19 protein-coding genes are annotated in these 22475 nt (G+C 35.7%); 9 read left to right on the top strand and 10 right to left on the bottom strand.

All coding sequences use genetic code 11. The annotated features are described in order from the left end of the window. Positions 1-737: 737 nt before the first annotated feature. Complete coding sequence (locus tag ACEN2F_RS11065; protein WP_441739059.1) at positions 738-1529, top strand: polysaccharide biosynthesis/export family protein; 792 nt, start codon at positions 738-740, stop codon at positions 1527-1529. 9 nt (positions 1530-1538) lie between these two features. Next, positions 1539-3899: a GumC family protein gene (locus tag ACEN2F_RS11060; protein ID WP_441739057.1), complete on the top strand. Its 2361-nt coding sequence runs from the start codon at positions 1539-1541 to the stop codon at positions 3897-3899. A 460-nt stretch (positions 3900-4359) separates the two neighbouring features. Here the strand turns inward: ACEN2F_RS11060 and ACEN2F_RS11055 are convergent, their stop codons facing one another. From ACEN2F_RS11055 to dnaA, 6 genes are all read right to left on the bottom strand, one after another. After that, complete coding sequence (locus ACEN2F_RS11055) at positions 4360-5103, bottom strand: tyrosine-protein phosphatase (RefSeq protein WP_441739055.1); 744 nt, start codon at positions 5101-5103, stop codon at positions 4360-4362. A gap of 720 nt (positions 5104-5823) precedes the next feature. Continuing rightward, complete coding sequence (locus tag ACEN2F_RS11050; RefSeq protein ID WP_441739053.1) at positions 5824-6705, bottom strand: SDR family oxidoreductase; 882 nt, start codon at positions 6703-6705, stop codon at positions 5824-5826. Positions 6706-7669: 964 nt separating this feature from the next. Further along, positions 7670-8203 carry a hypothetical protein gene (locus ACEN2F_RS11045; protein WP_441739051.1) on the bottom strand — a complete coding sequence of 178 codons (534 nt, stop codon included), beginning with the start codon at positions 8201-8203 and terminating at the stop codon, positions 7670-7672. 481 nt (positions 8204-8684) lie between these two features. After that, complete coding sequence (locus ACEN2F_RS11040) at positions 8685-9407, bottom strand: SAM-dependent methyltransferase (protein ID WP_441739049.1); 723 nt, start codon at positions 9405-9407, stop codon at positions 8685-8687. Between the two features lie 76 nt (positions 9408-9483). Continuing rightward, positions 9484-9951 (bottom strand): low molecular weight protein-tyrosine-phosphatase, encoded by a 468-nt coding sequence (locus tag ACEN2F_RS11035; RefSeq protein WP_441739047.1) that lies wholly within the window; start codon positions 9949-9951, stop codon positions 9484-9486. Between the two features lie 7 nt (positions 9952-9958). Continuing rightward, a complete protein-coding gene (gene dnaA, locus ACEN2F_RS11030) occupies positions 9959-11386 on the bottom strand; it encodes a chromosomal replication initiator protein DnaA (protein WP_035674283.1) in 1428 nt (475 codons plus the stop codon). A gap of 184 nt (positions 11387-11570) precedes the next feature. Here dnaA and ACEN2F_RS11025 point away from each other — a divergent pair, with 184 nt between their 5' ends. Continuing rightward, on the top strand, positions 11571-11975 hold the full coding sequence (locus ACEN2F_RS11025) for an acyl-CoA thioesterase (protein ID WP_441739045.1): 405 nt from the start codon (positions 11571-11573) through the stop codon (positions 11973-11975). A gap of 29 nt (positions 11976-12004) precedes the next feature. On the opposite strand, the gene ACEN2F_RS11020 is transcribed toward ACEN2F_RS11025, so the two are convergent. The 3 genes from ACEN2F_RS11020 to ribD are packed head-to-tail and all read right to left on the bottom strand — an operon-like array spanning position 12005 to position 14325. Beyond that, the gene (locus ACEN2F_RS11020; protein WP_441739043.1) at positions 12005-12628 is read right to left on the bottom strand and encodes an IMPACT family protein; all 624 of its coding nucleotides are present in this window, start codon (positions 12626-12628) and stop codon (positions 12005-12007) included. 58 nt (positions 12629-12686) lie between these two features. Next, positions 12687-13289: an HAD family hydrolase gene (locus tag ACEN2F_RS11015; protein WP_441739041.1), complete on the bottom strand. Its 603-nt coding sequence runs from the start codon at positions 13287-13289 to the stop codon at positions 12687-12689. Next, on the bottom strand, positions 13282-14325 hold the full coding sequence (ribD, locus tag ACEN2F_RS11010; RefSeq protein WP_441739040.1) for a bifunctional diaminohydroxyphosphoribosylaminopyrimidine deaminase/5-amino-6-(5-phosphoribosylamino)uracil reductase RibD: 1044 nt from the start codon (positions 14323-14325) through the stop codon (positions 13282-13284). The genes ACEN2F_RS11015 and ribD overlap by 8 nt, the downstream gene beginning before the upstream one ends. A gap of 129 nt (positions 14326-14454) precedes the next feature. On the opposite strand from ribD, the gene ACEN2F_RS11005 reads away from it, so the two are divergent. Continuing rightward, complete coding sequence (locus ACEN2F_RS11005; RefSeq protein ID WP_441739038.1) at positions 14455-14940, top strand: GNAT family N-acetyltransferase; 486 nt, start codon at positions 14455-14457, stop codon at positions 14938-14940. Between the two features lie 7 nt (positions 14941-14947). Next, the gene (prmC, locus tag ACEN2F_RS11000) at positions 14948-15841 is read left to right on the top strand and encodes a peptide chain release factor N(5)-glutamine methyltransferase (RefSeq protein WP_441739036.1); all 894 of its coding nucleotides are present in this window, start codon (positions 14948-14950) and stop codon (positions 15839-15841) included. Positions 15842-16069: 228 nt separating this feature from the next. Here the strand turns inward: prmC and ACEN2F_RS10995 are convergent, their stop codons facing one another. Then, entirely contained in the window at positions 16070-17314 is a 1245-nt protein-coding gene (locus tag ACEN2F_RS10995; protein ID WP_441739035.1) for an ABC transporter permease, read from the bottom strand. A 150-nt stretch (positions 17315-17464) separates the two neighbouring features. Here ACEN2F_RS10995 and ACEN2F_RS10990 point away from each other — a divergent pair, with 150 nt between their 5' ends. The 4 genes from ACEN2F_RS10990 (at position 17465) to dnaJ (ending at position 22368) form a co-directional block, all read left to right on the top strand. Next, complete coding sequence (locus ACEN2F_RS10990) at positions 17465-18634, top strand: hypothetical protein (RefSeq protein WP_441739033.1); 1170 nt, start codon at positions 17465-17467, stop codon at positions 18632-18634. 125 nt (positions 18635-18759) lie between these two features. Further along, entirely contained in the window at positions 18760-20136 is a 1377-nt protein-coding gene (gene hisS / locus ACEN2F_RS10985; protein WP_441739031.1) for a histidine--tRNA ligase, read from the top strand. 416 nt (positions 20137-20552) lie between these two features. Further along, positions 20553-21131 (top strand): nucleotide exchange factor GrpE, encoded by a 579-nt coding sequence (locus ACEN2F_RS10980; RefSeq protein WP_441739029.1) that lies wholly within the window; start codon positions 20553-20555, stop codon positions 21129-21131. A gap of 115 nt (positions 21132-21246) precedes the next feature. Continuing rightward, positions 21247-22368: a molecular chaperone DnaJ gene (dnaJ, locus tag ACEN2F_RS10975; protein WP_441739027.1), complete on the top strand. Its 1122-nt coding sequence runs from the start codon at positions 21247-21249 to the stop codon at positions 22366-22368. The last annotated feature ends 107 nt before the right edge of the window (positions 22369-22475 follow it).

The raw sequence follows: 22475 nt of genomic DNA, 5'->3' as shown, positions 1-22475 counted from the left end.
GTTTTTTAAACAGCAGGATCAAATTCCAGTAGATACTTATAAACCAGTAAGTCATCAAGATAAGTAAAGTCTAAAACGTCTCTTTTTTACCTTTCTTATCCGCTCAAAACCATAAAGTTTTCTTTTTTTTGAACAATTAACCAGTTAATCAATTAAACACCTAACAACCTAACAACCTAACCACCTAGCCCTTAGTTCGAGTGTTTTTTGTGAGTTAAAACGAAATGTAACTTCTCGATATGCTTCGCACTCAAAGTGACGAAAATTATAATACAAAACTACTACACCAAACGGCTTATTAGTGAATAATGTAACTGTTCGAACAAACAAACTAAACAATTAACCAATTAACCAATTAACCAGTTAACCGATTAACCATTTAACCGATTAACCACCTAACCCTCAGTTCGAGTATTTTTTGTGAGTTAAAACGGAATGTAACTTCTCGATACGCTTCGCACTCAAAGTGACGAAAATTATAATACAAAACTACTATGCCAAACGGCTTGTTGGCGAAAAATGTAATTCTTCGAAAAAACAAACTAACCAATTAACCAGTTAACCAATTAACCAGTTAACCGATTAAACATTTAACCAATTAACCTCCTAACCATCAGTTACAGTCTTCTTTACGATGTTTTTTATTCAAATTACGACAACTATAAAAAAATAGTACAGAAAACTAATTATACCCAACGGGTGAATGGTTATATTTGCTCCCAAAAAAAATAAAATAGATGAAATATTTTTTCGTATTCAAAAAATTAATCCCTTTTTTCTTTTTAGCAGTATTGTTTTCTTGTGCTTCAAAAAAAGACATGATTTATTACCAAGATGTTGATAATTTGGGAACTCAGGAAAAATCAAATTCCTATGAAATTAAAATACAACCCGATGATCTGCTAATGATACTAGTGTCAGCGGAAGATCCTGAAATAGCCATGCCGTTCAATTTAGCAATGGCTAACGTTGCTTCTGCAGCTAGACCTGATGCTGTGGGACAACAAAGTTCACTATTGTATTTAGTGGATGCCCAAGGGTATATACAATTTCCGATTTTAGGAAAATTAAAAGTAAGCGGATTAACCCGATCAGATTTTCTAAGCAAATTACAGGATCAGATAGGAAACTATATTAAAAGTCCTATTGTTAATTTGCGCATCATGAATTTTAAAGTATCTGTGCAAGGGGAAGTTACTGCTCCCGGAACCTTTGCAATAGTGTCAGAACGTGTTACCTTAGTTGAAGCTCTGACGTTGGCTAAGGATTTGACTGTTTATGGTAAACGAAACAATATATTGGTTATACGAGAAATCGATGGTGTTAAATCGTACAACAGAGTTGATATTACTAAAGTAGGCTTTATGAATTCTCCCTTTTATTATTTGGCTCAGAATGATGTGGTTTATGTAGAGCCCAACCAGAACAAAATAAATGGATCGGCAATAGGACCAAGTACCAGTATCATTTTCTCGATAACTTCTATCTTGGTTGCCTTAGCGACACTTATAATTACTACTTCAAAATAAAGCGCTTTCATGGAAAATAATTTATTAAACGATAATTCAGATCAAGATTTTCAAATCAGAGCTATTATAGAGCAATATGCATCGCATTGGAAATGGTTTGTATTAGGAGCCTTCATCAGTTTGTCTTTCGCTTATGTCTATTTACGATATACTGTTCCGCAGTACCGAGCCTCCACCACCATATTAGTGAAAGATGAGAAAAAAGGGGGATTGTCTTCTGAGTTAGCTGCTTTTGCCGACATGGGAATTGGTGGTGGTAAAAGTAATCTGGATAACGAAATTGAAATTCTAAAATCCAGAACTTTAATCGAAAATACCGTTCGTAAAATGAACCTCAATATTGCTTTTGTTGTCGAAGGCAAGATTCTCAATACCGACCTTTTTAAAAATTCACCGATCATGGTGACTTTTATAGAACAAAAACCAGATTTTTATACCACGAGACGATCTTATCAATATACAGCAGTTTCAGCCACTGCATTTAAGTTAGAAGACCTGTCTGGACAAGGAAATATTCTACAGCCCGATGCAAACGCATATCGGTATGGTCAGCAAATAGCAACAAAATTTGGGACGCTGGTTATTAATAAAGCATTGTCAAATACACGCGCCTTTAGTACAAATGATAAACCGATTACTATTTTGATCAGCCCCTTAGAAAACGTAGCGGCTAGTTTTAGAGCGAGATTAAGCGTGGCACCTCTTAGTAAAACCAGCAGTATTGTCGAGCTTTCTATTGTAGATCCGGTGCTTGAAAAAGCGGAGTACTTCCTAGATAATCTGGTTCAAAATTACAATGAAGAAGCTGCTGCCGATAAAAATTTTATCTCTGAAAATACATCTAAATTTATAGCGAACCGATTGGCTTTGATTACCGATGAACTGGACGGGGTGGAACAAAATGTGGAGCAATTTAAAAACAGTAATCAATTAACGGACATTGAAACCGAAGCAAAACTTTTTATTGAAGGGTCTAATGAATACGATAAAAGGGGAGTTGAAACAGAGATCCAACTCAATGTGATTGGTTCGATGCTGGATTTTATAAAAAAAAGCAAACAATCGGACTTGTTGCCTACCAATATCGTAAGTGGGGAAGCCACGGATTTAATTGGATCTTATAACCAACTGGTGTTGGATCGGAACCGAATTTTAAAATCAGCAACTGAATTGAATCCTACGGTGATCAAAATGGAGCAGCAGCTGTCCTCCTTAAAGTCAAATGTTGCCGCCAGTCTGACGCGAATGCAGTCAAATTTAAATATTCAAAAAAGAGATTTGAACAGTCAGGAAGGACTTTTGAATCGTAAGATTGGAAAAATACCAGTCCAAGAGCGTCAGTTTAGAGTCATTGCCAGACAACAAAAAGTAAAAGAAGAGTTGTATTTGTATTTGTTACAAAAGAGAGAAGAAACCGCTATTTTAATGTCGGCAACAGAAGCGAATGCAAGAGTAGTTGATGCTGCTAAAGGATCTGATGTTCCTGTAGCACCAAAAAAGAATATCATTTATCTAGGTGCTTTCCTGTTGGGACTTTTAGTCCCTTTTGGAATTATTTACCTGATGGATTTATTAGATACAAAAATTAAAAGCCGTTTGGATCTGGAAGGAAAAACACTGATACCATTTATAGGGGATGTGCCAACTTCTAACACTCCTTCAGAAATTATAAAGGCAGAAAGCCGCACTAGCTCAGCCGAAGCATTGAGAATCATTCGTACCAACTTAGAATTCATGGTCAGTAAGGTGCCTGAGGATCAGGCTAAAACCATTTTTTTAACCTCTACTTTTCCTAAAGAGGGAAAGACCTTTGTGTCTGCAAATCTGGCCGCTACTTTCGCATTGTCAGGCAAGAAAGTCTTGTTAATAGGAATGGATATTAGGAATCCTAGGCTAGATGAGTATTTGAGTCTTCCGGATCGTGGGGTTACTAATTATTTGTCGGCTAAAGATTTAGTGTTGGAAGATCTAATCGTGAAATATGACGGGTATGAGAATTTTTATATATTGCCAGCCGGTGTAATTCCTCCAAACCCAGCAGAGTTATTGATGAATAAGAAAGTAGATACGCTTTTTGAAACATTAAAAAATCAGTACGATTATATAATTGTCGATACCGCTCCGGTGAGTCTTGTCACCGATACATTATTAATTGCGAAGCATGCAGATTGTTTCATTTATGTTGCACGAGCAAATTTCTTAGAAAAACGAATGCTAAACATAGCAAACACGCTGTACCGAGAGCAGAAATTGCCAAACATGTGTCTGTTGCTCAACGACACCGATTCGACTAAAGGCTACGGTTACGGCTACGGCTACGGATCCAAAGTAGAAAAAGACCCTTGGTACAAAAGAATATTCAAAATGTAACAGTCGAGCAAACACTTTCAAAAAAGGTATCTAATGAAATTTTTTCATTAGATACCTTTTTTTTGTGATCATTGATTTCTTTATTTTGGAAAGTGAGAAGTGAGATGTGAGAAGAGAAAAGAACAAAGAGAAAGAATAATGAATAAAGAGAGAAGTAAGCACTGACTAACGAACAGCGAAAATCCGTTTAATCCTCGTCATCCGTGGCCAATCTTCTTTTTTGTTGTCATTTCAAAGCAATAAACCAGAGAGATAAGTTCCGATGTTCGAAGCTCTACTCAAAACCATACTTTTTATAAACTAAAACACCAATTATTAAAAGCTAATTTGTTCAAATAAACAACTTTCTGTACATTGCCATAAAATTTTTTATAACGGATAAAAGTAGCATTGAAAAAATTCGTTCAAAGCGTTGCACTCATATAAAAAAGCGTAATCAGCAGATATTCCCTGCGAAAAATCATTCTCCGAATTTAAAAAATTGATTATTGGCAATAGCTTCTTTCAGTGGTATTATGTCTTTTAGCTGTACTTTTTGGTTAAAAGCCGCAATGTGGTTGTCGTGATGTACATCAGATCCTACATAAGTGTACATACCCTTTTGCAGTAACTGCTCTGCTATTTTAGTGATACCAGCCCCGTAATACCCCACAACAGACAGTAGATTTAACTGGAATAAGCAGCCTGCTCTTTGAAGTTTTGTGTATTCATTAAAATTATTGTGGTAAAAAAGATAGCGCTCGGGATGAGCTAAAACGGGAATATAGCCTGCAACCTGCAGATCAAAAAGGATAGAATACAGCTGGATGGGCGCATTGATATATGACATTTCAACAAGTACATACTTATCCTTTAACGTCAATAGTTCACCGGATTGAAAAAGTCGGACAAATTGATCGTCCATCAAATACTCTGCTGCTGCACGAAACGGAGCCGTAATGTGATTCTCCTCCAGTGCAGCTGCTGTAGCTGCTTTCTTAGCAAGAATTTGTTCATGTGTGTTATCCCAAACATGTTGAATGATGTGAGGAGTTGTTATGAATTCGGAAATTCCAATACCTTCTAGTGCGCGCGTTAGTCGCAAGGTATCTTCAATCGTTTTGGCACCATCATCAATTCCTGGTAAAAGATGAGAGTGAATGTCTATGTGATGGTCCGGAATCAGGTCCTTTAAGACGGGCTTGGATTTGAATAATGAAAACATTTTGCAAAGGTAGCAAAAAAGTAATTGGTTTTGCGATTGGAGGATAGCGCAAATTATAGGAAGCCAATCAGTAAATACACATTTTATGAGGTGACCAATCAGTTTGTAGAATCAATAAATGAGTATTTGTGTACATGACAATATTTCTCTTTTAATTGTTCGGTCTTTTGCGGGATTAGCGAGAGTCAGTGCAAGTTAAAATTAGTGCAGAGCAAGTGTTTTTAAAGGAGATAAATGAGTAATTAATTGATCTCAAGATCCGACTAAATTGGTTTGATTTTATGATTTTTGAACTTTCGACTTCGTTTTTTGATAGTCAATGTCATTAAATTACCAATTCGTCAGTTCGAGTTGAGTAGGAATTTGCGATAGAAAATTGCTAGGATGTATCGAAAAGCCCTGCGTTTTGCCCGTCGTTCGATACAATTTAGAACAGTAACGCTTTCAGATTACTGTTCTAAAGTATTCGAAGTGATGGTTAAGGTAGCTTAAATTTTGCAATAAGAATAAAACAATGTTACATTTTTTTTAACATATAAGTCATATAAGTTTAAGTTTCGATTGTGTTAGCCTTGTGTAACTTAAACAATCATAAGGTCATTTAAGGTATAATTCTTATGTGACTTATATGTTAAATATTATTTCACTCCTTTTTTACTATGACATTAAATAGGTGCAACTACTTACATCTCTTTTTGAAGTTATAAGTCGAGAATAGGATTATTTATTTTTCTTTGCTTTAATCAACAGCTCTAATTGATCCCAAAGTTCTTCTGGTATTGCTTCAAGAATATTGAATTGTCCAGCACCTTTAAGCCATTCGCCACCATCAATAACAACAACTTCACCATTGACATACGCTGAAAAATCAGACACTAAATAAGCCGCTAAATTGGCTAATTCTTGATGATCACCTACGCGTTTCAGCGGTACTTTTTTGGCCATATCAAATTTCTCGGCTAAATCTCCCGGTAGCAATCGGTCCCATGCGCCTTTAGTAGGGAAGGGTCCCGGAGCAATTGCATTAGAACGAATTCCGTATTTTGCCCATTCTACAGCAAGACTTCGTGTCATGGCCAGAACGCCAGCTTTTGCAGTAGCACTAGGAACTACATAAGCGGAACCAGTCCAAGCGTAAGTGGTCACGATATTCAAAATGGTAGACGACTGCTGCTTGCTGTCAATCCAATGTTTTCCAAAGGCAAGCGTACAGTTTTTGGTCCCTTTTAAAACAATATCAATCACAGTGTCAAAAGCATTAGCAGACAATCTTTCGGTTGGTGAAATAAAATTTCCGGCGGCATTATTAAGCAAAACATCAACTTTCCCAAAAGCTTTCAAAACTGCTTGCAACATGTTTTCTACTTCTGCGTAATGTCGCACATCGCACTGAATTGGTAAACATTTTCCACCGGTTTCTGCTTCCAGTTCTGCAGCAGTATTTTGTAGTTTTTCTAAATCTCTGGAAGTAATGGCAACTTGCGCACCCAATTCCAAAAAATATTTAGTCATCGCCTTTCCTAAACCGCTGCCGCCCCCGGTTACAACAATTACTTTGCCTTTTAAGGCATCATCTCGTAACATTTTATCTGTGTAGCTCATTTTTTGTATGTTTTAGAAAGTAAATATAGTAAAATTACATAGTATGCACGCATAATAAATACAAATTATCGGAGCGTTCATAATGATTACCAATACTTTCTATTAAATCTTTTCGGCAAATGCCAAAGCAAATTATTTTGCTATGTATCTGTTTTTTCCTTTATTGAAAAAATAAAGTAGAGTGTTTTGATGTTGAAATAGTCCGGTATACAGGCAAGCAATAGTCTTAAACATATAAATTTTCAGCCGTTGGCTCGCAATGAAGCGTGGAGAACACTTCTAAAAGCTTAGCTTTCGTTCTTTAGAAACAGTATTTTTTCTGGGTAGTATCCAACATAAAAGCGGAGACAAATTTTGCAAATTAGGACCTATATTCACTACTACAAAGGATTCCTTTTTATTGCTTTCCGATAAAAACAGTTACCTGAGAATCTTAAGGGACAAGTATATAAAATTATATGGTTGTTCATTACTTGTACCAAACTACATCTTACGAATGAAATTTAACTATTTTGTCATTGCGACCAACGGTAGAAATCACTTAACGAGAGCAACTGATGTGATTTCTCCTTCGTCGAAAGGATAAAATAAAACGCAATGGTAGTAGTAACGAATAGTCATATAAAATTAGGATTGGTATACGGATGATACTAATTGTAAAAATTTAAAGTAGATTTTTATATTTAAATTTCGAAACATGTTCTAATAAAGATGATGTTTTCAATTTGGCTGTCGGCAGACTGCTATTGTCTATAACAATTGAATACTTTTATATTATACCGGCAGTACACCATTTGCAATTCTATCACTTAGAAAGTATAGAGGTATTTGATTAGCGCAAATGCACTTAATCCGTTTTATCCGTGTGCTATTGTTTTCAAATTGTAGTCCGCTCAGCAGACAACGAGCTTACATAATAAAAAAAGCCACCAAAAAGGCAGCTTTCTTTTCAAAAACTGGATTTTTACTTTTCTTTAATGATTTCACCAAAAGGCGAAACCACTAATTTGCGAATTTCTTTCTCCTTTTTTATTCGGATGTTGTATTCTTTTTTAACCACATCTCCTTCTTTTTGTTCATATAAATATTTATCATTTATAATTTGCCAACCCGGAAATGACTTGTAAATGGAGTAAATAACCGCTGTGGGAAGTTTGATATCTTTGTAATTTTCAACCACACTAGTTAGTTTTCCGTTTTGATTATAGGTTGCAGTCAAGGAGCCTTTGGCGGTTTCCATAATGACTAAATAACTTTCAAAACCTTCATAATCTCTCCCTAAATCGTAAGCGATAAATTGGTCTTCAATTTCTCTCACCGTTGGGTCTGGATTTCTATCGGGTAGGTACACAGAAAAATCTTTCCCTGCACTCTTAATAACAACGGCTGGTAGTTCTTCCATCCTAATGCTCCCTTTCGTGGATGTACTTGCTTTATCCTGAGAAAAAGATGCTGTGATACTACTTAAAAAAAGTAAAACGATACTAATTGCTTTCATGATATTTTCCTTTAAATTTAAATTTAATACACGTTTATTATTGATTAAATAAATTTAGTAAGGTTTGCTATTTTCTTCCCCTTTTGTTTTTTTAAAGGTATTTATTCAATAATTTTCAAAACAGTAGCAGGTTTTGTTTCTTGAATTTGTGTTCAAAAATAGATCTTGGGCAATAGTAAATGTAGCCCTTTTTTAGAAGTGGCGCGGTTAATTTTTTTGTAAATAGTGTTAAGAGGAGTGCTTATTTCCTAGAATCTTTTTAGCAGGAAAATCCATTTTAATACTCAAAAACAGAATGGATAGGCATTATTTTTTAAAATAAATAAAACTATAAAATACTTTATATCAATTGATTACAAGGTAAATAAGAAAATTAGTTGTATTTTTTAAAGTTTAAAATCTGTGTTTTCGGTATTGTTTTTGCGGCTTGTAAATTTAAAAATAAATTCGGGATCACAACCTCTAAACGGATCAGGTCGCACTACATTTTGTGGATAATAAAAATGGTTGGGCGCTTGTGCAAATCGATAGATTCTTTTTTCCAGGCCGCAATTTTTTTAGTTTTGATGTATTCTGTCGGTAATGTAATATCCGTCGCAATACACAAGTGTGTTTCAGGATGCAATGTTTGAATCAAATCCTCTAGTAATTTATTATTGCGATATGGAGTTTCAATGAAAATCTGAGACTGGTTTTTTTCAAAAGAAACTCTTTCTAAGGTTTTAAAACTGGCTTTCTTTTCGTCTTTTTCAATAGGCAAATAGCCATGAAAAGTAAAGCTTTGTCCATTCATTCCAGAGGCCATCATTGCCAATAGAATAGAAGAAGGACCTACTAAAGGAATCACTTGAATACCTTTTTCGTGAGCTAACTTGACAATCACAGCACCTGGATCAGCAACTCCGGGGCATCCGGCTTCGCTCATTAAACCCATGTTGTGACCTTCCAGCAACGGTTGTATAAAGTCTAAATGCTCTTTGATTTCAGTGTGTTTGTTCAAAACAAAAAGTTTTAACTCAGATTGTTTTTTCTCGGGACTAACACTTTTGATCGATTTACGGGCAGTTTTATCGTTTTCAACAATATAATAATCAATGAGATCAATACTTCTTTTTATGGTTTGCGGCAAAACATCCAAAGGATCACAATCTCCCATAGTGGTGGGAATTAGATAGAGTTTTCCAAAAACTGAATTTGATTTCATAACTGTGTTTGTTGTTCCTCAGTGGGGTGTGGTAAGGAATTGGTAATAATGAGTGTAAGACAACTTACTTTAAAAATTAAAGATGTTTCTCGACTAGTTTTTTAGCAATAACGGCACAAACTTCATCAAGCATGTTGTAAACGATCTCAAATCCGTTGGTTAAACCAAAATAGGGATCGGGAACATCAACATTTTCATCTGGAAATAATTCATTCAAAATCAGCTTGACTTTATCTGATTGTTGCTGGTTTTGAGCAAGTGCGATGACATTAGTGTAATTAGAATTATCCATTACGTAGATGTAATCAAAATTGTCAAAATCAGTTGTGCTGAATTGTCTTCCTTTTTGATGTGAAATCTGGATCTGATTTTTTTTTGCAACCGCAATAGAACGCTCGTCAGGTGCATGGCCAATGTGCCAAGAACCGGTTCCTGCCGAGTCTACGATGAACTTATCTTTAGGAAGTTTCGAGGCTAATATACCTTCGGCTAGTGGGGAACGGCAAATATTTCCCAAACAAACCATTAAAATTTTTGTGGACATGCTGGGTTTATAGCGTTAATTTTTTATTGATATCTTCGACAAACTTTTTGAATTGCTTATCAGTCGCTACTAAATTGTCAACCGTTTTACAGGCGTGTAATACTGTTGCATGATCGCGGTCTCCAATTTGAGAGCCAATATTAGCCAATGATGCTTTCGTGAATTTCTTAGCGAAAAACATTGCTAACTGTCGGGCTTGCACCACGTGTCTTTTTCTGGTTTTTGATTGTAGGGTTTCTAAATCCAATTGGAAATAATCCGATACAATTTTCTGGATGTAATCGATAGAAATTTCTCGTTTTACATTTTTTACAAATTTTTCAACGACACTTTTTGCAAGTTCCAGCGTTACTTCTTTTTTGTTAAAAGAGGATTGCGCAATCAATGAGATGATAGCTCCTTCTAGTTCCCTTACATTCGATTTAATGTTGCGGGCTACGTACTCAATGATTTCTTCTGGGATTTCGACACCATCTCTGTACAATATATTTTTAAGGATCGAGATTCTAGTTTCATAATCCGGTTGGTGCAATTCAGCGGATAATCCCCATTTGAAACGAGAAAGTAAGCGTTGCTCAATATCTTGCATGTCAACTGGCGCTTTATCCGAAGTCAAGATGACTTGTTTGCCGTTTTGATGTAAATAATTAAAAATATGGAAGAACACATCCTGAGTTCCTGATTTACCAGAAAGGAATTGCACATCATCAATAATTAAAACATCAATTAACTGATAGAAATGAATGAAATCATTCCGGTTATTTTTCTTAACCGAATCAATGTATTGTTGTGTAAAAATTTCAGCAGAAATGTATAAAACAGTTTTTTCAGGGTATTTGTCTTTTATCTCTACGCCAATGGCATGCGCCAAGTGCGTTTTTCCAAGACCAACTCCACCAAAAATAAGCAACGGGTTAAATGAGGTTCCCCCAGGTTTATTGGCCACAGCCATACCGGCAGAACGAGCCAATCGATTTGAATCTCCTTCTAGAAAATTGTCAAAACTGTAATTAGCATTCAGTTGTGATTCAATTTTTAGGTTACGGATTCCTGGGATTACGAATGGATTTTTTAATTCCGGGTTTAAGTTTTTAAATGGAGCATCAACTTCCTGCGGTTTCATTGGAACTCTATTAGCACTTGGCAACTGTTCTGTAAACGGTTGTTTATTGCCATAAGTGTTTTCCATTCTGATTTTATAAAGTAACTTAGCATTTTTTCCAAGTTCTTTAGTAAGAGCCACTTTTAGTAATTTTACATAGTGCTCTTCTAACCATTCATAGAAAAATTTGCTAGGAACTTGAATATATAATGCGTTATCGGTAAGTTCAACTGATTTGATTGGTTCGAACCAAGTTTTGTACGCTTGGTCTTGGATGTTGTCTTTTATGAAAGACAAACAGTTTTCCCATACTGATTGAGCAGTTTTGTTCATATATTCTTTTAAATTGTTTTTAATTGGTAATTATTATCTTACTAAAAAAAAGGTGTTTTACTATTATTTATCGGGGTAACAAATATGTGAACAAATTTCTGTAAAAAAAAATATATGGGGTTAAAATTTCACGAATTATTGTTGTAAGAGGCTTTTTAAATTTCAAATTTTTAATACATAAGTAATGAAAGATCATCAAATAGAAGTTAGGGTACGCTACTCTGAAACCGACCAAATGGGGGTTGTATATCACGGGAATTATATCCCTTATTTTGAGATAGGAAGGGTGGAATGGCTTAGAAACAAAGGGATCTCCTATAAGATCATGGAGGAAAGCGGCATAGCACTTCCTATTGTTTCTATGAATATAAATTATAAAAAATCAGCGCGGTATGATGAGTTGTTAACGGTTCACACGGTTTTCAAAAGTCAGAGCTCCGTTAAGATAGAATTTGATTGTGCTATATATAATGAATCTGATGAGTTATTAACAACTGCCCAATTTATTCTGGTTTTTGTGTCCTTAAAAACGGGTCGGCCAATAGCTCCGCCAGATTATATTTTAGAATTGTTTAAAACAATGGAATAAAGTATAAAAGAAGCCATTTTGGATCATAATTAGAGCCGATTTATACCGATTTCGAACATCGAATTGAAAATGTCGAATACCATTTCGGCATTTTTTTTTCGGGTTTTCAGCTCGATTTTACCTATCGGAAGTGCGGTAATCTCATTTATTTCCATCTCTTGAGATACAATTTCTAATTTTTTTTCCTTGATTACTCGCATTACTTTATTCATATTTTGGTAATCAAAGGAAATGCTAAAATGGATGTCGATTGTTTTTTCAACAATTTCGCAGCTTTCAAGTACTAATTGTGCCGTTGTCTTGTAAGCGGTAATCAAACCTCCTACACCTAACTTTACGCCGCCAAAGATCCTTACAACAACCAGTAAAACATTAGTGACTGAAAACGACTGAATTTGGCCGTAAATAGGCATGCCAGCACTATGACTTGGCTCTCCATCATCATTTGCTCTATAACTCACTTCTTGAGTGCCTATTTGATAGGCATAACAAAAATGGCCGGCATGGGGATGTTGTTTTCGCAGTATTTCGATGATTGGCTTTACTTCGTCTTCCGATTGAATGGGGTAGGCATAGCCAAAAAATTTGCTGTTTTTTTCTTTTAACAGCAGCTCTATTGAAGGATCTTCAATAGTGTTATAAGTATCTTCCAATGTAAATGTAAAAAAAAGAGTGAAATTTGATAATTGATGTCGCTTTTAGGGCCTACGGTCAAAGTATTTTTTTGTCTAATAAATGAATAACATCTTCTTTGCCCACTTGTAAATTCCAAACCTCGAATCCCAATGCGAGTGCGGCATCCGTATTTTCTTTTTTATCATCTACAAATAATGTTCGCTTAGGCGCTAACTCATGGTTGTTGATTACATGAAGGAAAGCTTCGGGATTGGGTTTTTTTAAGCCTAGCTCAAACGAAAAATAGACTTTTTCAAAACATTGATAAAAATCCCTGTAAAAAGAAATCCCATTGGTCTGTTCGAATGTTTCAATGTGAATGGCATCTGTATTGGATAACAAAAACAAACGATATTTTTGGGAAAGCATTTGCAAAAATTCCAATCGATACAAAGGGAAATCTAGCAAAATAGCATTCCATGCTGCTAAAATTTCTTTTATACTTGCTTCTGGAATGTGCTTTTGAATGCCAAGAAGAAAATCCTCACGAGAAACTTTACCGGTTTCAAACGCGGTGCTCAATTGATCTAAGTCCGCATTCCATTCCTTCAAGCCCAATTTTTTGAAAGCAGTACTGGTGGCTTGTTTATCTAGATTGATAAAAACATCTCCAAAATCAAAAATAATAGTGTTAATCATGGTTTCTGTGAATTAGAAGTTCGTCTGTACCAATGCACTGTTTGCTGAACTGTTTATGAACGAAAACAGGAGCTCTGATTCCGGTTTCAAATTGGATGTTTCCAATAAATATTCGGGCTTCATCCCATAGATTGGCATCGATAAAAGTTTGCAGTGTTTGTCTTCCGCCTTCAATAATAACGGATTGTATTTGCTGTTTGTACAGCGACTGAAGGACTTGTTCAGCTCTGTTTTTTTTAAAATCGATTGTTTCAAAGATAACATTTTCTTTTTCAACACCCATTCTAAATTCGGAAAATAGCATAGTTTTAACTTGATTGTCAAGAATATGACTATTTTTTGGAATGCGGTTGCTTCGGTCTAAAACAATTCGGATAGGATCGTTTCCATACCAATCTCGGGCATTTAGTTTTGGGTTATCATCAACAACGGTTTGTGTTCCCACCAAAATAGCCTGCTCCTCAGTGCGCCATTTGTGTACCATTTGTCTAGAGTAAGGATTGGTAATCCAAACGGGTTTATTTTCGGATCGTTCCAGTGGCGCGATGAAACCGTCTTGGCTTTCGGCCCATTTTAGGATTATATAAGGCCTTTTCTTTTCATGAAATGTAAAAAATCTTTTATTAAGTTCGTTACATTCCGCTTCCAGAACCCCAACGGTAACATTTGTTCCGGCTTCCATCAGCTTTTTGATTCCGTTTCCTGCTACTTTTACGTTGGAATCTACGGTTCCTATAACCACGTTCGGAATTTTATTGGCAATAATTAAATCACAACAAGGCGGGGTTTTGCCAAAATGACTGCAGGGTTCTAAGCTCACATAAATAGTTGCTTTTTTTAACAATGATTTGTCTTTAACGGAATTCACTGCATTGACTTCGGCGTGAGGTTCTCCTGCTTTTTGATGCCAGCCTTCGCCAATGATTTTACCATCGTAAACAATCACACTGCCTACCAGAGGATTTGGGTAAGTAGTTCCAAGACCGTTTTTGGCTAATTCGATGCACCTTTTGATATATTTTTCATGTATTTTCACAATGCAAAAGTAATGCTTTTTGAATAGTAGCCCAATTTTGATGTTCTGCGGCGGGAATTGTTGTAATACTTTTGAAAATAACAACAAACAATTAATACTTTTGCGACAAAAATTAGTTTCGGAAATAACATGGAAAAGTACCACATTAGAAAAATTAAAAAAGAAGACAATACTGCTGTTGCGCAATTGATTCGTTCCGTTTTTGACGAAATGAACATCCCAAAAGTAGGGACGGCTTATGAAGATCCCTATTTAGATTTGATGTTTGAGGAATACAATAAGCCAAAATCAGTATATTTTGTTTTAGAAAAGGATGGAAAAATCATAGGTTCTGCCGGGGTTGCCCCTCTTGAAAATGGAGTAGAGACCATTTGCGAACTTCAAAAAATGTATTTTCTGCCGGAAACTAGAGGGCTGGGATTAGGAAGCGAAATGATGGCGAAATGTTTAGAAAGTGCCAAGGGTTTTGGTTTTGAAAAATGTTATCTCGAAACCATGCCATTTATGCTTGACGCCCAAAAACTGTATAAGAAAGTAGGTTTTGAATATCTGGAGTCTCCTATGGGAAATACCGGTCACAGCAGTTGTCCGATTTGGATGCTCAAAAAATTATAAATCATAAATGAAAAACAGCACCTTTAAAATTAAAGCATACAGAGCCCAATTTATCGAGGAGCTGACTCCAATTTATGATGTTGGTGAAGCGGAGAGTTTTTTCTATTTAATTTTAGAAGAAAAGCATCAACTGAAAAGAATAGACATGGCGTTGCATCCTGATTTGGTTTTTTCGGAGGCCGAACTTGTCGTTTGGAATTCGATTTTGGAACAATTGAAACAGGAAATTCCAATTCAATATCTTTTAGGAAAGACGAGTTTTTACGGATTGGATTTTGAAGTCAATGATACTGTTTTGATTCCAAGACCAGAAACTGAAGAATTGGTCGAATGGATTTTAGAAAGTCAAAAGTCAAAAGGCGAAAGTCAAAAGATACGTGTTTTGGATATTGGAACAGGCAGCGGTTGTATTGCTATTTCATTAGCGAAAAATCTGCCATTTGCACAGGTTTTTGCAATTGATGTTTCTGAAAAAGCGTTGGCTACAGCCCAAAAAAACGCGCAGAATAATGCTGTGAATGTTACTTTTATCAATCAGAATATTCTTGAAGTGGTTTCCCTGAGCGTGGTCGAAGGGTTAGATCAACAATTTGATATTATCGTATCGAATCCGCCTTATGTTCGCAATTTAGAAAAAGAGGAAATCAAGAAAAATGTTTTGGATAATGAACCTCATTTGGCACTTTTTGTCGAAGATACTGACGCGTTGATTTTTTACAAAAAAATAGCGGAATTGGCTCAAAAAAACTTGCGGCCAAACGGAAAGTTGTACTTTGAAATCAATCAGTATTTGGGCAAAGAAATGGTTGATTTACTGGAAAGAATGAACTTCAAAAACATCGAATTGCGCAAGGATATTTACGGTAATGACAGAATGATCAGTTGTCACTGCGAGGAATAAAACAATCGAACCCAGCTTTTGTTTGTTCTTTGATGTGAAAGATTTGTTTTTAGACGGTTTGCGTGAGGGGTAGCAGCTGGTTACCTTGTAACGCGGATGACCCGACCGCAGTACGTAAAGGGGCAACTAGCACGCAGCATAAGTGAGCCCCTTTTTTGTACTGGGGTCACGCCCAAATTGTCACGGAAAAGGAATTGGGTTGGTTTCAATGGCGATGAAAACGGTACATTATTCGTATCGCAAGGCCTCAATAGGGTCGAGTACAGCGGCTTTGATTGCGGGATATAAACCGGAGGCAATTGCTACAATGAAACTGGTGATAAACGCCGCCATAATTGCTCCCCACGGAATTACGAATACAAAATCCATGGCTGTTGCAATACCAAATCCGATCAGGATTCCAAAAATAATTCCCACTAATCCGCCCATTTGACCAATCAGCAGTGTTTCTATAAAAAACTGAACGGCAATAGTGGTTTTCTTGGCCCCCAACGCTTTTCGGACTCCAATTTCCCTGGTGCGTTCTGTAACCGAAACGATCATGATGTTCATCAACGCGATCGAAGATCCCAGAACGGTGATGATACCAATGAGCCAGGATGCCAGTCCCAGGTATTTGGTGATTCCAAGGATTCGGTTGATCAGGTCATCACTGCGCACGACTCCAAAATTATTGTCCTCAACGGGGCTCAGTTTACGAACGCGGCGCATCGTACTATTCGCATTATCAATGGCTTGTTCTAATAATTCTTTTTTGCCAACCATCACACTAACGGTGTAATTGATGCTAGGTGCTGTAAATAAGGAGCGCGCCAGCTGTATGGGAATCAAAACCCGTAAATCCTGACTGTTCCCAAACGTGGATCCTTTCTCTTTCAAAACTCCGATAACCTTGAATTTAGCCCCTCGGATGGATATTATTTTATCAATGGGATTGATATCTTTCAGTAATCCTTTCTCAAAATCAGATCCTACAATGCACACATAGGCATTGTTGTCAACGTCAAATCTCGTAAAGTTTCGGCCGGCACTAGTTTCTAATCCAGAATTGGTAACAAAAAATTCATCTACGCCAAGAATTGCATTTTCAGGATCCGTCTTTGTAGCTTCATATTTGACTTCTTGGGCTGAGGTCGCTGTAAAAGAAAGCGATGTTTCCGTAAAAGGATAGTTGTATTTATTCTTAAAAGCAACGGCTTCTGGATAAGAGATGATGGGGTTAATTATTTCACGCTCGTCACCGCCACGATTTCGAGTGGTGTTTTCGTATTGTTTTATATTGAAAGTATTGGCTCCCATCGATGCAAAATCAGAGGAAATAGTGTTTTCAAGTGCCGAAACAACCGTCAGAATACTAACTAATGCCGTGATCCCAATAGCGATAATCATCACTGTAAGCACCGTTCGCAACAATTGTGTTCGGATGGAACCTAGTGCGATCCGAATATTTTCTTTGAATAATTTTAACATCATACACGTTTGACACGAAAATACAAATTTTGTTACAATTTTGCTTTATAAGATAGAATATTTATTTCGAATGAATATATTTGGTGGGATAAAATCGAAATTTTCATTTTGATGAAATATTTTTTTGAAAACCTTAACTTATAATTAATTGTAATGAATAATATTTTTTTTGCTTTTTTCTACATTCTTTTTTTTAGCAATGTTGGGCACTCCCAGAATTTTAAAATCACTAAAATGATTGCTGATAAAACAACAAAAGTACCTTTAGAAAATGTTAGTATTTACAATGATAAAGACAATTCTACAACAAATCAAGAGGGATTATTTGTGTTTATTTCTGGGCAAAACGAAATTAATTTTAATTTACTGGGCTATAATTCTCTGAAAACTACCTTTGAAAGAATAGAAAGTCACGACACTATCTTTATGGAAGCCAAAGCCTTTGAACTAAAGGAAGTTGTTGTGGCTAATAATGAATCGTTTATTAAAAAAGTCTATGCTAAAATGGTAGACAATTATAGTGCAAAGTATACATCAAACTTTTTTTTAAGAAATGTACTCAAAAAAGGGAACAGCATCGTCGTGTTACAGGATATTCACGCCAAAAGGGGTAAAAATTCATTACCCAAAAATTTTAGTGAGATCGAAGTTTTAAATATGAGGAAAACTAGTTTTTTTGAAAAAAAGAAGCAGATTGATTTTGCCTTTCCAGATTTTACAGAATTTTTTGGTGGATTCTATCCAGCGTTAGATCAAAATATTTTTACCGAGGTGGATTGTAATGATTTTGATTTTAGAAAATTTTTATTTGAAGCCAAACAGAAAAATGTTTTGGGGCAAATTAGCAAAGGGTATTTTATTATTAATAGGAATGATTACGCAATTGTCGAATTTTTCATAACAATGTACGACAATCCTGAAGTAATACCTTTTAAGAAATTTAAGCTTTCGAGTACACAATATAGGACCACACGATACGAAAAACTCGTCACATACAACAAAAACAGTACAGTAAATAAATATTATCTCAATTTAGCAAAACTAAATGCACAAGTAGAAGTATTGGCTGATAAAAATAGCGATGAGTCATTTAATTACAACTTAACAATGGATTATTTTACAACCAATTCTATTACTAATGAAAAAGTAGAATCCAATTTTGCTGTTGATAAGGATGTTTTTAAAGCTAAATTTCCTTATTCGGCAACTTTTTGGAACAATCAAAATCAATTGCCTTTGACTAATGAGCTTAAAGATTTTTTGAAACGAGTTTCTGATAATAAAGACCAAAAGAAGGAATTTGAGATAATTGGAAATTTCTAATTTTTTTTATTTTAAAATCAGGATATTTGCAGAGAGAATTACGATTTTCAAAGTAGCCATTACGATTTTGAATAAATCGATTTTGTTTTTTGATATTCGTATTTCGTAATTTGTAATTAATTAAAATGGCATCAAAACCGAGTATTCCAAAAGGAACCAGAGATTTTTCACCAACTGAGGTGGCAAAACGAAACTATATCATCCAAATCATAAAAAGCAACTTCGAGAAATTTGGTTTTCAACCCATAGAAACGCCTTCATTTGAAAACTCCGAAACCCTAATGGGAAAATACGGAGAAGAAGGTGATCGTTTGATTTTTAAAATTTTGAATTCCGGAGATTATTTGGCGAAAGCCAACGCTACACATCTGGAAAATAAAGACAGTACTAAATTAACGGCAAGCATTTCCGAGAAAGCATTGCGATATGACTTAACCGTTCCGTTTGCCCGCTATGTGGTACAACACCAAAACGAGATTGAATTTCCGTTCAAAAGATATCAAATCCAACCCGTTTGGAGGGCTGATCGCCCACAAAAAGGACGCTTCAGAGAGTTTTTTCAATGTGATGCAGATGTGGTAGGTTCTAAGTCGTTGTGGCAGGAAGTGGAATTAGTACAATTATATGATACTGTTTTTTCGGCCTTGGGATTAGAAGGGGTAACCATCAAAATCAATAACCGAAAAATATTATCGGGAATCGCCGAGGTGATTGGTGCATCAGATAAATTAATTGATTTCACGGTAGCGCTGGATAAACTCGACAAAATAGGCGAGGACGGCGTGAAGAAAGAAATGGTAGAGAAAGGAATTTCGGAAGATGCGATTCTGAAAGTACAGCCATTATTTAATTTTACAGGAACTATTTCAGAGAAAATAAACCAGCTTTCGGTTTTGCTTGCCCAATCAGAGGAAGGAATGAAAGGCGTGGACGAATTGCGTTTCATTTGTGAAAATGTAACAAAATTGGAGTTGAGCAATTCAATTTTAGACTTAGATGTAACCTTGGCCCGAGGATTGAATTATTATACCGGTGCTATTTTTGAAGTGGCTCCACCAAAATCAGTTTCGATGGGGTCCATCGGTGGGGGAGGAAGATATGATGATTTGACTGGGATTTTTGGACTAAAAAACATGAGTGGCGTTGGAATTTCTTTTGGATTAGATCGCATTTATTTGGTGATCGAAGAATTAAATTTATTCCCGCAAACCGTAGCGGAAACTTCAAGAGCATTGTTTATTAATTATGGTGATACAGAAGCTTTTTATGGATTGCAAGCCATCAAAAAATTAAGAGCTGAAGGGGTAAAGGCAGAATTGTATCCGGATAATGCCAAAGTGGCCAAACAGTTTCAGCATGCGGACAAACGAGGCATTCCCTTTGCAGTCATTGTAGGCGAAGCGGAAATGACTTCGAATACGTATGTACTTAAAAATCTAATCACCGGCGAACAAACTGCTTTGGATTATGAAAGTTTACAACAAGCCTTGCTGCACTGCTAAGAGTAACGATATAAAAAAAGCTCCGTTTTAGTAAACGAAGCTTTTTTTTAGTATCAGGTAACAGTGAATTAATAATTGTTTAGAATAAAATCGTTGGTTTTTTACTATCTACAAAGTGTTCTAAATAAAAAATTTTGACAAAACTAAAAAAACATAATCAAGAAAATCTTAAAATAATCTTAAAATTTTAAGAGTTTCTGTTTTCCTCTTTTCGACAAAGGAGAAATTACAGCGTCAGATTTTATTTAGCAGACTTGTTTTTTGCGAAAAAAGAACAAATAGGTAGGTTTTGTGTTGGACGAAATAACAGTTATTATTTAAAAATAGTACAAGTATTTAATTGATTCTGATAAAAGATGACAATTTGACATTTTAAAAGAATTGGCAGTACTTTTGCAATCCAAAAAAGAATAAAAATGAAGTTTAAGAATATTTTTAAAAATATGAGTACTATGACTACCGAAAATACAGAAATCGATCAAGAATTAGATGAGTCGACATTAGAGAATAATGCCAACGAAGAGCAAATCATTGTTGAGGAATTAAGTGTAGAAGAGCAATTGACGCAAGACTTAGCCAAAGAGAAAGATAAATATTTACGATTATTTGCTGAATTTGAAAATTACAAACGCAGAACAACTAAAGAGCGTATTGAATTATTCAAAACGGCTAACCAAGAGGTTATATTAGCAATGTTGCCGGTATTAGATGATTTTGACAGAGCTATCGCTGAGATCAGCAAATCAGAAGATGAAGTGCTTCTTAAAGGAGTGGAGCTGATTCATGAGAAATTAAAAAATACCCTAGTTGCTAAAGGATTAGAACAAGTAGAAGTAAAATCAGGAGATGTATTTGATGCTGATTTTGCCGAAGCAATTACGCAAATCCCAGCATCTTCAGACAAAATGAAAGGTAAAATTGTTGATGTTCTGGAGAAAGGATACAAATTAGGAGACAAAATTATTCGTTTTCCAAAAGTGGTTATTGGGCAGTAATTAAATTCTGAATTAATAATATCTTTGATACCACGTGTGGTAGAGACGCATTTTGGTTGAGACACACTACAGTGCGTCTCAACAAGAGCACGTCTCTACAAAACAAAAAATAAAAATGAAAAAAGATTTTTACGAAATATTAGGCATTTCTAAAAGTGCTGATGCTGCTGAAATTAAAAAAGCATATCGAAAAAACGCATTGCAATACCATCCCGACAAAAATCCTGGAGACAAATCGGCAGAGGATAAGTTCAAACTAGCTGCGGAAGCGTATGAAGTCTTGAGCGACCCTCAGAAAAAAGCTAAATATGACCAATATGGTCACCAAGCTTTTGACGGTTCAGGTGGATCTGGCGGATTTGGTGGTGGCAGCCATGGCGGAATGAATATGGATGACATTTTCAGTCAGTTTGGTGATATTTTTGGAGGTGGTTTTGGTGGTTTCAATGGCGGGGGCGGAGGTGTTCGTCGTGCCAAAGGAAGCAACTTACGCATCAAGGTAAAATTGACTCTGGAAGAAGTAGCCAATGGTGTGGAGAAAAAAGTAAAAGTAAAACGTAAGGTTCAAGCGCCCGGAGTCAGTTACAAAACGTGTTCTACGTGTAACGGTCAAGGACAAGTGATGCGCGTTACCAATACAATTTTGGGCAGAATGCAATCAGCATCTACATGTCCTACTTGTGGTGGTTCAGGACAAATTTTAGATAAAAAACCATCAGAAGCAGATTCACAAGGAATGATTCTTGAAGATGAAACGGTTTCTATAAAAATTCCTGCGGGTGTAGTAGACGGTATGCAGTTAAAAGTTTCTAATAAAGGGAACGATGCTCCGGGAAACAGTATTCCGGGTGATTTAATTGTTGCTATTGAAGAGCTAGAGCATGAATTCTTGAAACGCGAAGGAGAAAATTTACACTACGATTTATACATCAGTATTGCTGAAGCGGTTCTTGGAATTTCGAAAGACATAGAAGCGATAAACGGTAAGGTGAGAATTAAACTAGAAGAAGGAATTCAATCTGGTAAAATTTTGAGATTGAAAGGCAAAGGAATTCCTAGTATCAATGGGTATGGAAACGGTGATTTATTAGTACATGTAAATGTTTGGACGCCAAAAACATTGAACAAAGATCAAAGACAATTTTTCGAAAAAAATATTAGTGACGAGAATTTTATTCCCAATCCGGAAAAATCAGACAAATCGTTTTTTGAGAAAGTCAAAGACATGTTTTCATAACAATAAACTCGTAAAATAAACTGTATTTAGATATAGTTGATTTCGTCTAAATAACTGCAAACTAAACATTAGTAGGTCCCACTGATTTAAAAAATACATTTCCCATC

This window comes from Flavobacterium sp. W20_MBD1_R3 (genome assembly GCF_052119725.1).
In the GTDB taxonomy this organism is placed as follows: domain Bacteria; phylum Bacteroidota; class Bacteroidia; order Flavobacteriales; family Flavobacteriaceae; genus Flavobacterium.
The sequence above is the reverse complement of the archived record's forward strand: the minus strand, read 5'-3'. Positions and strand labels throughout refer to the sequence as shown.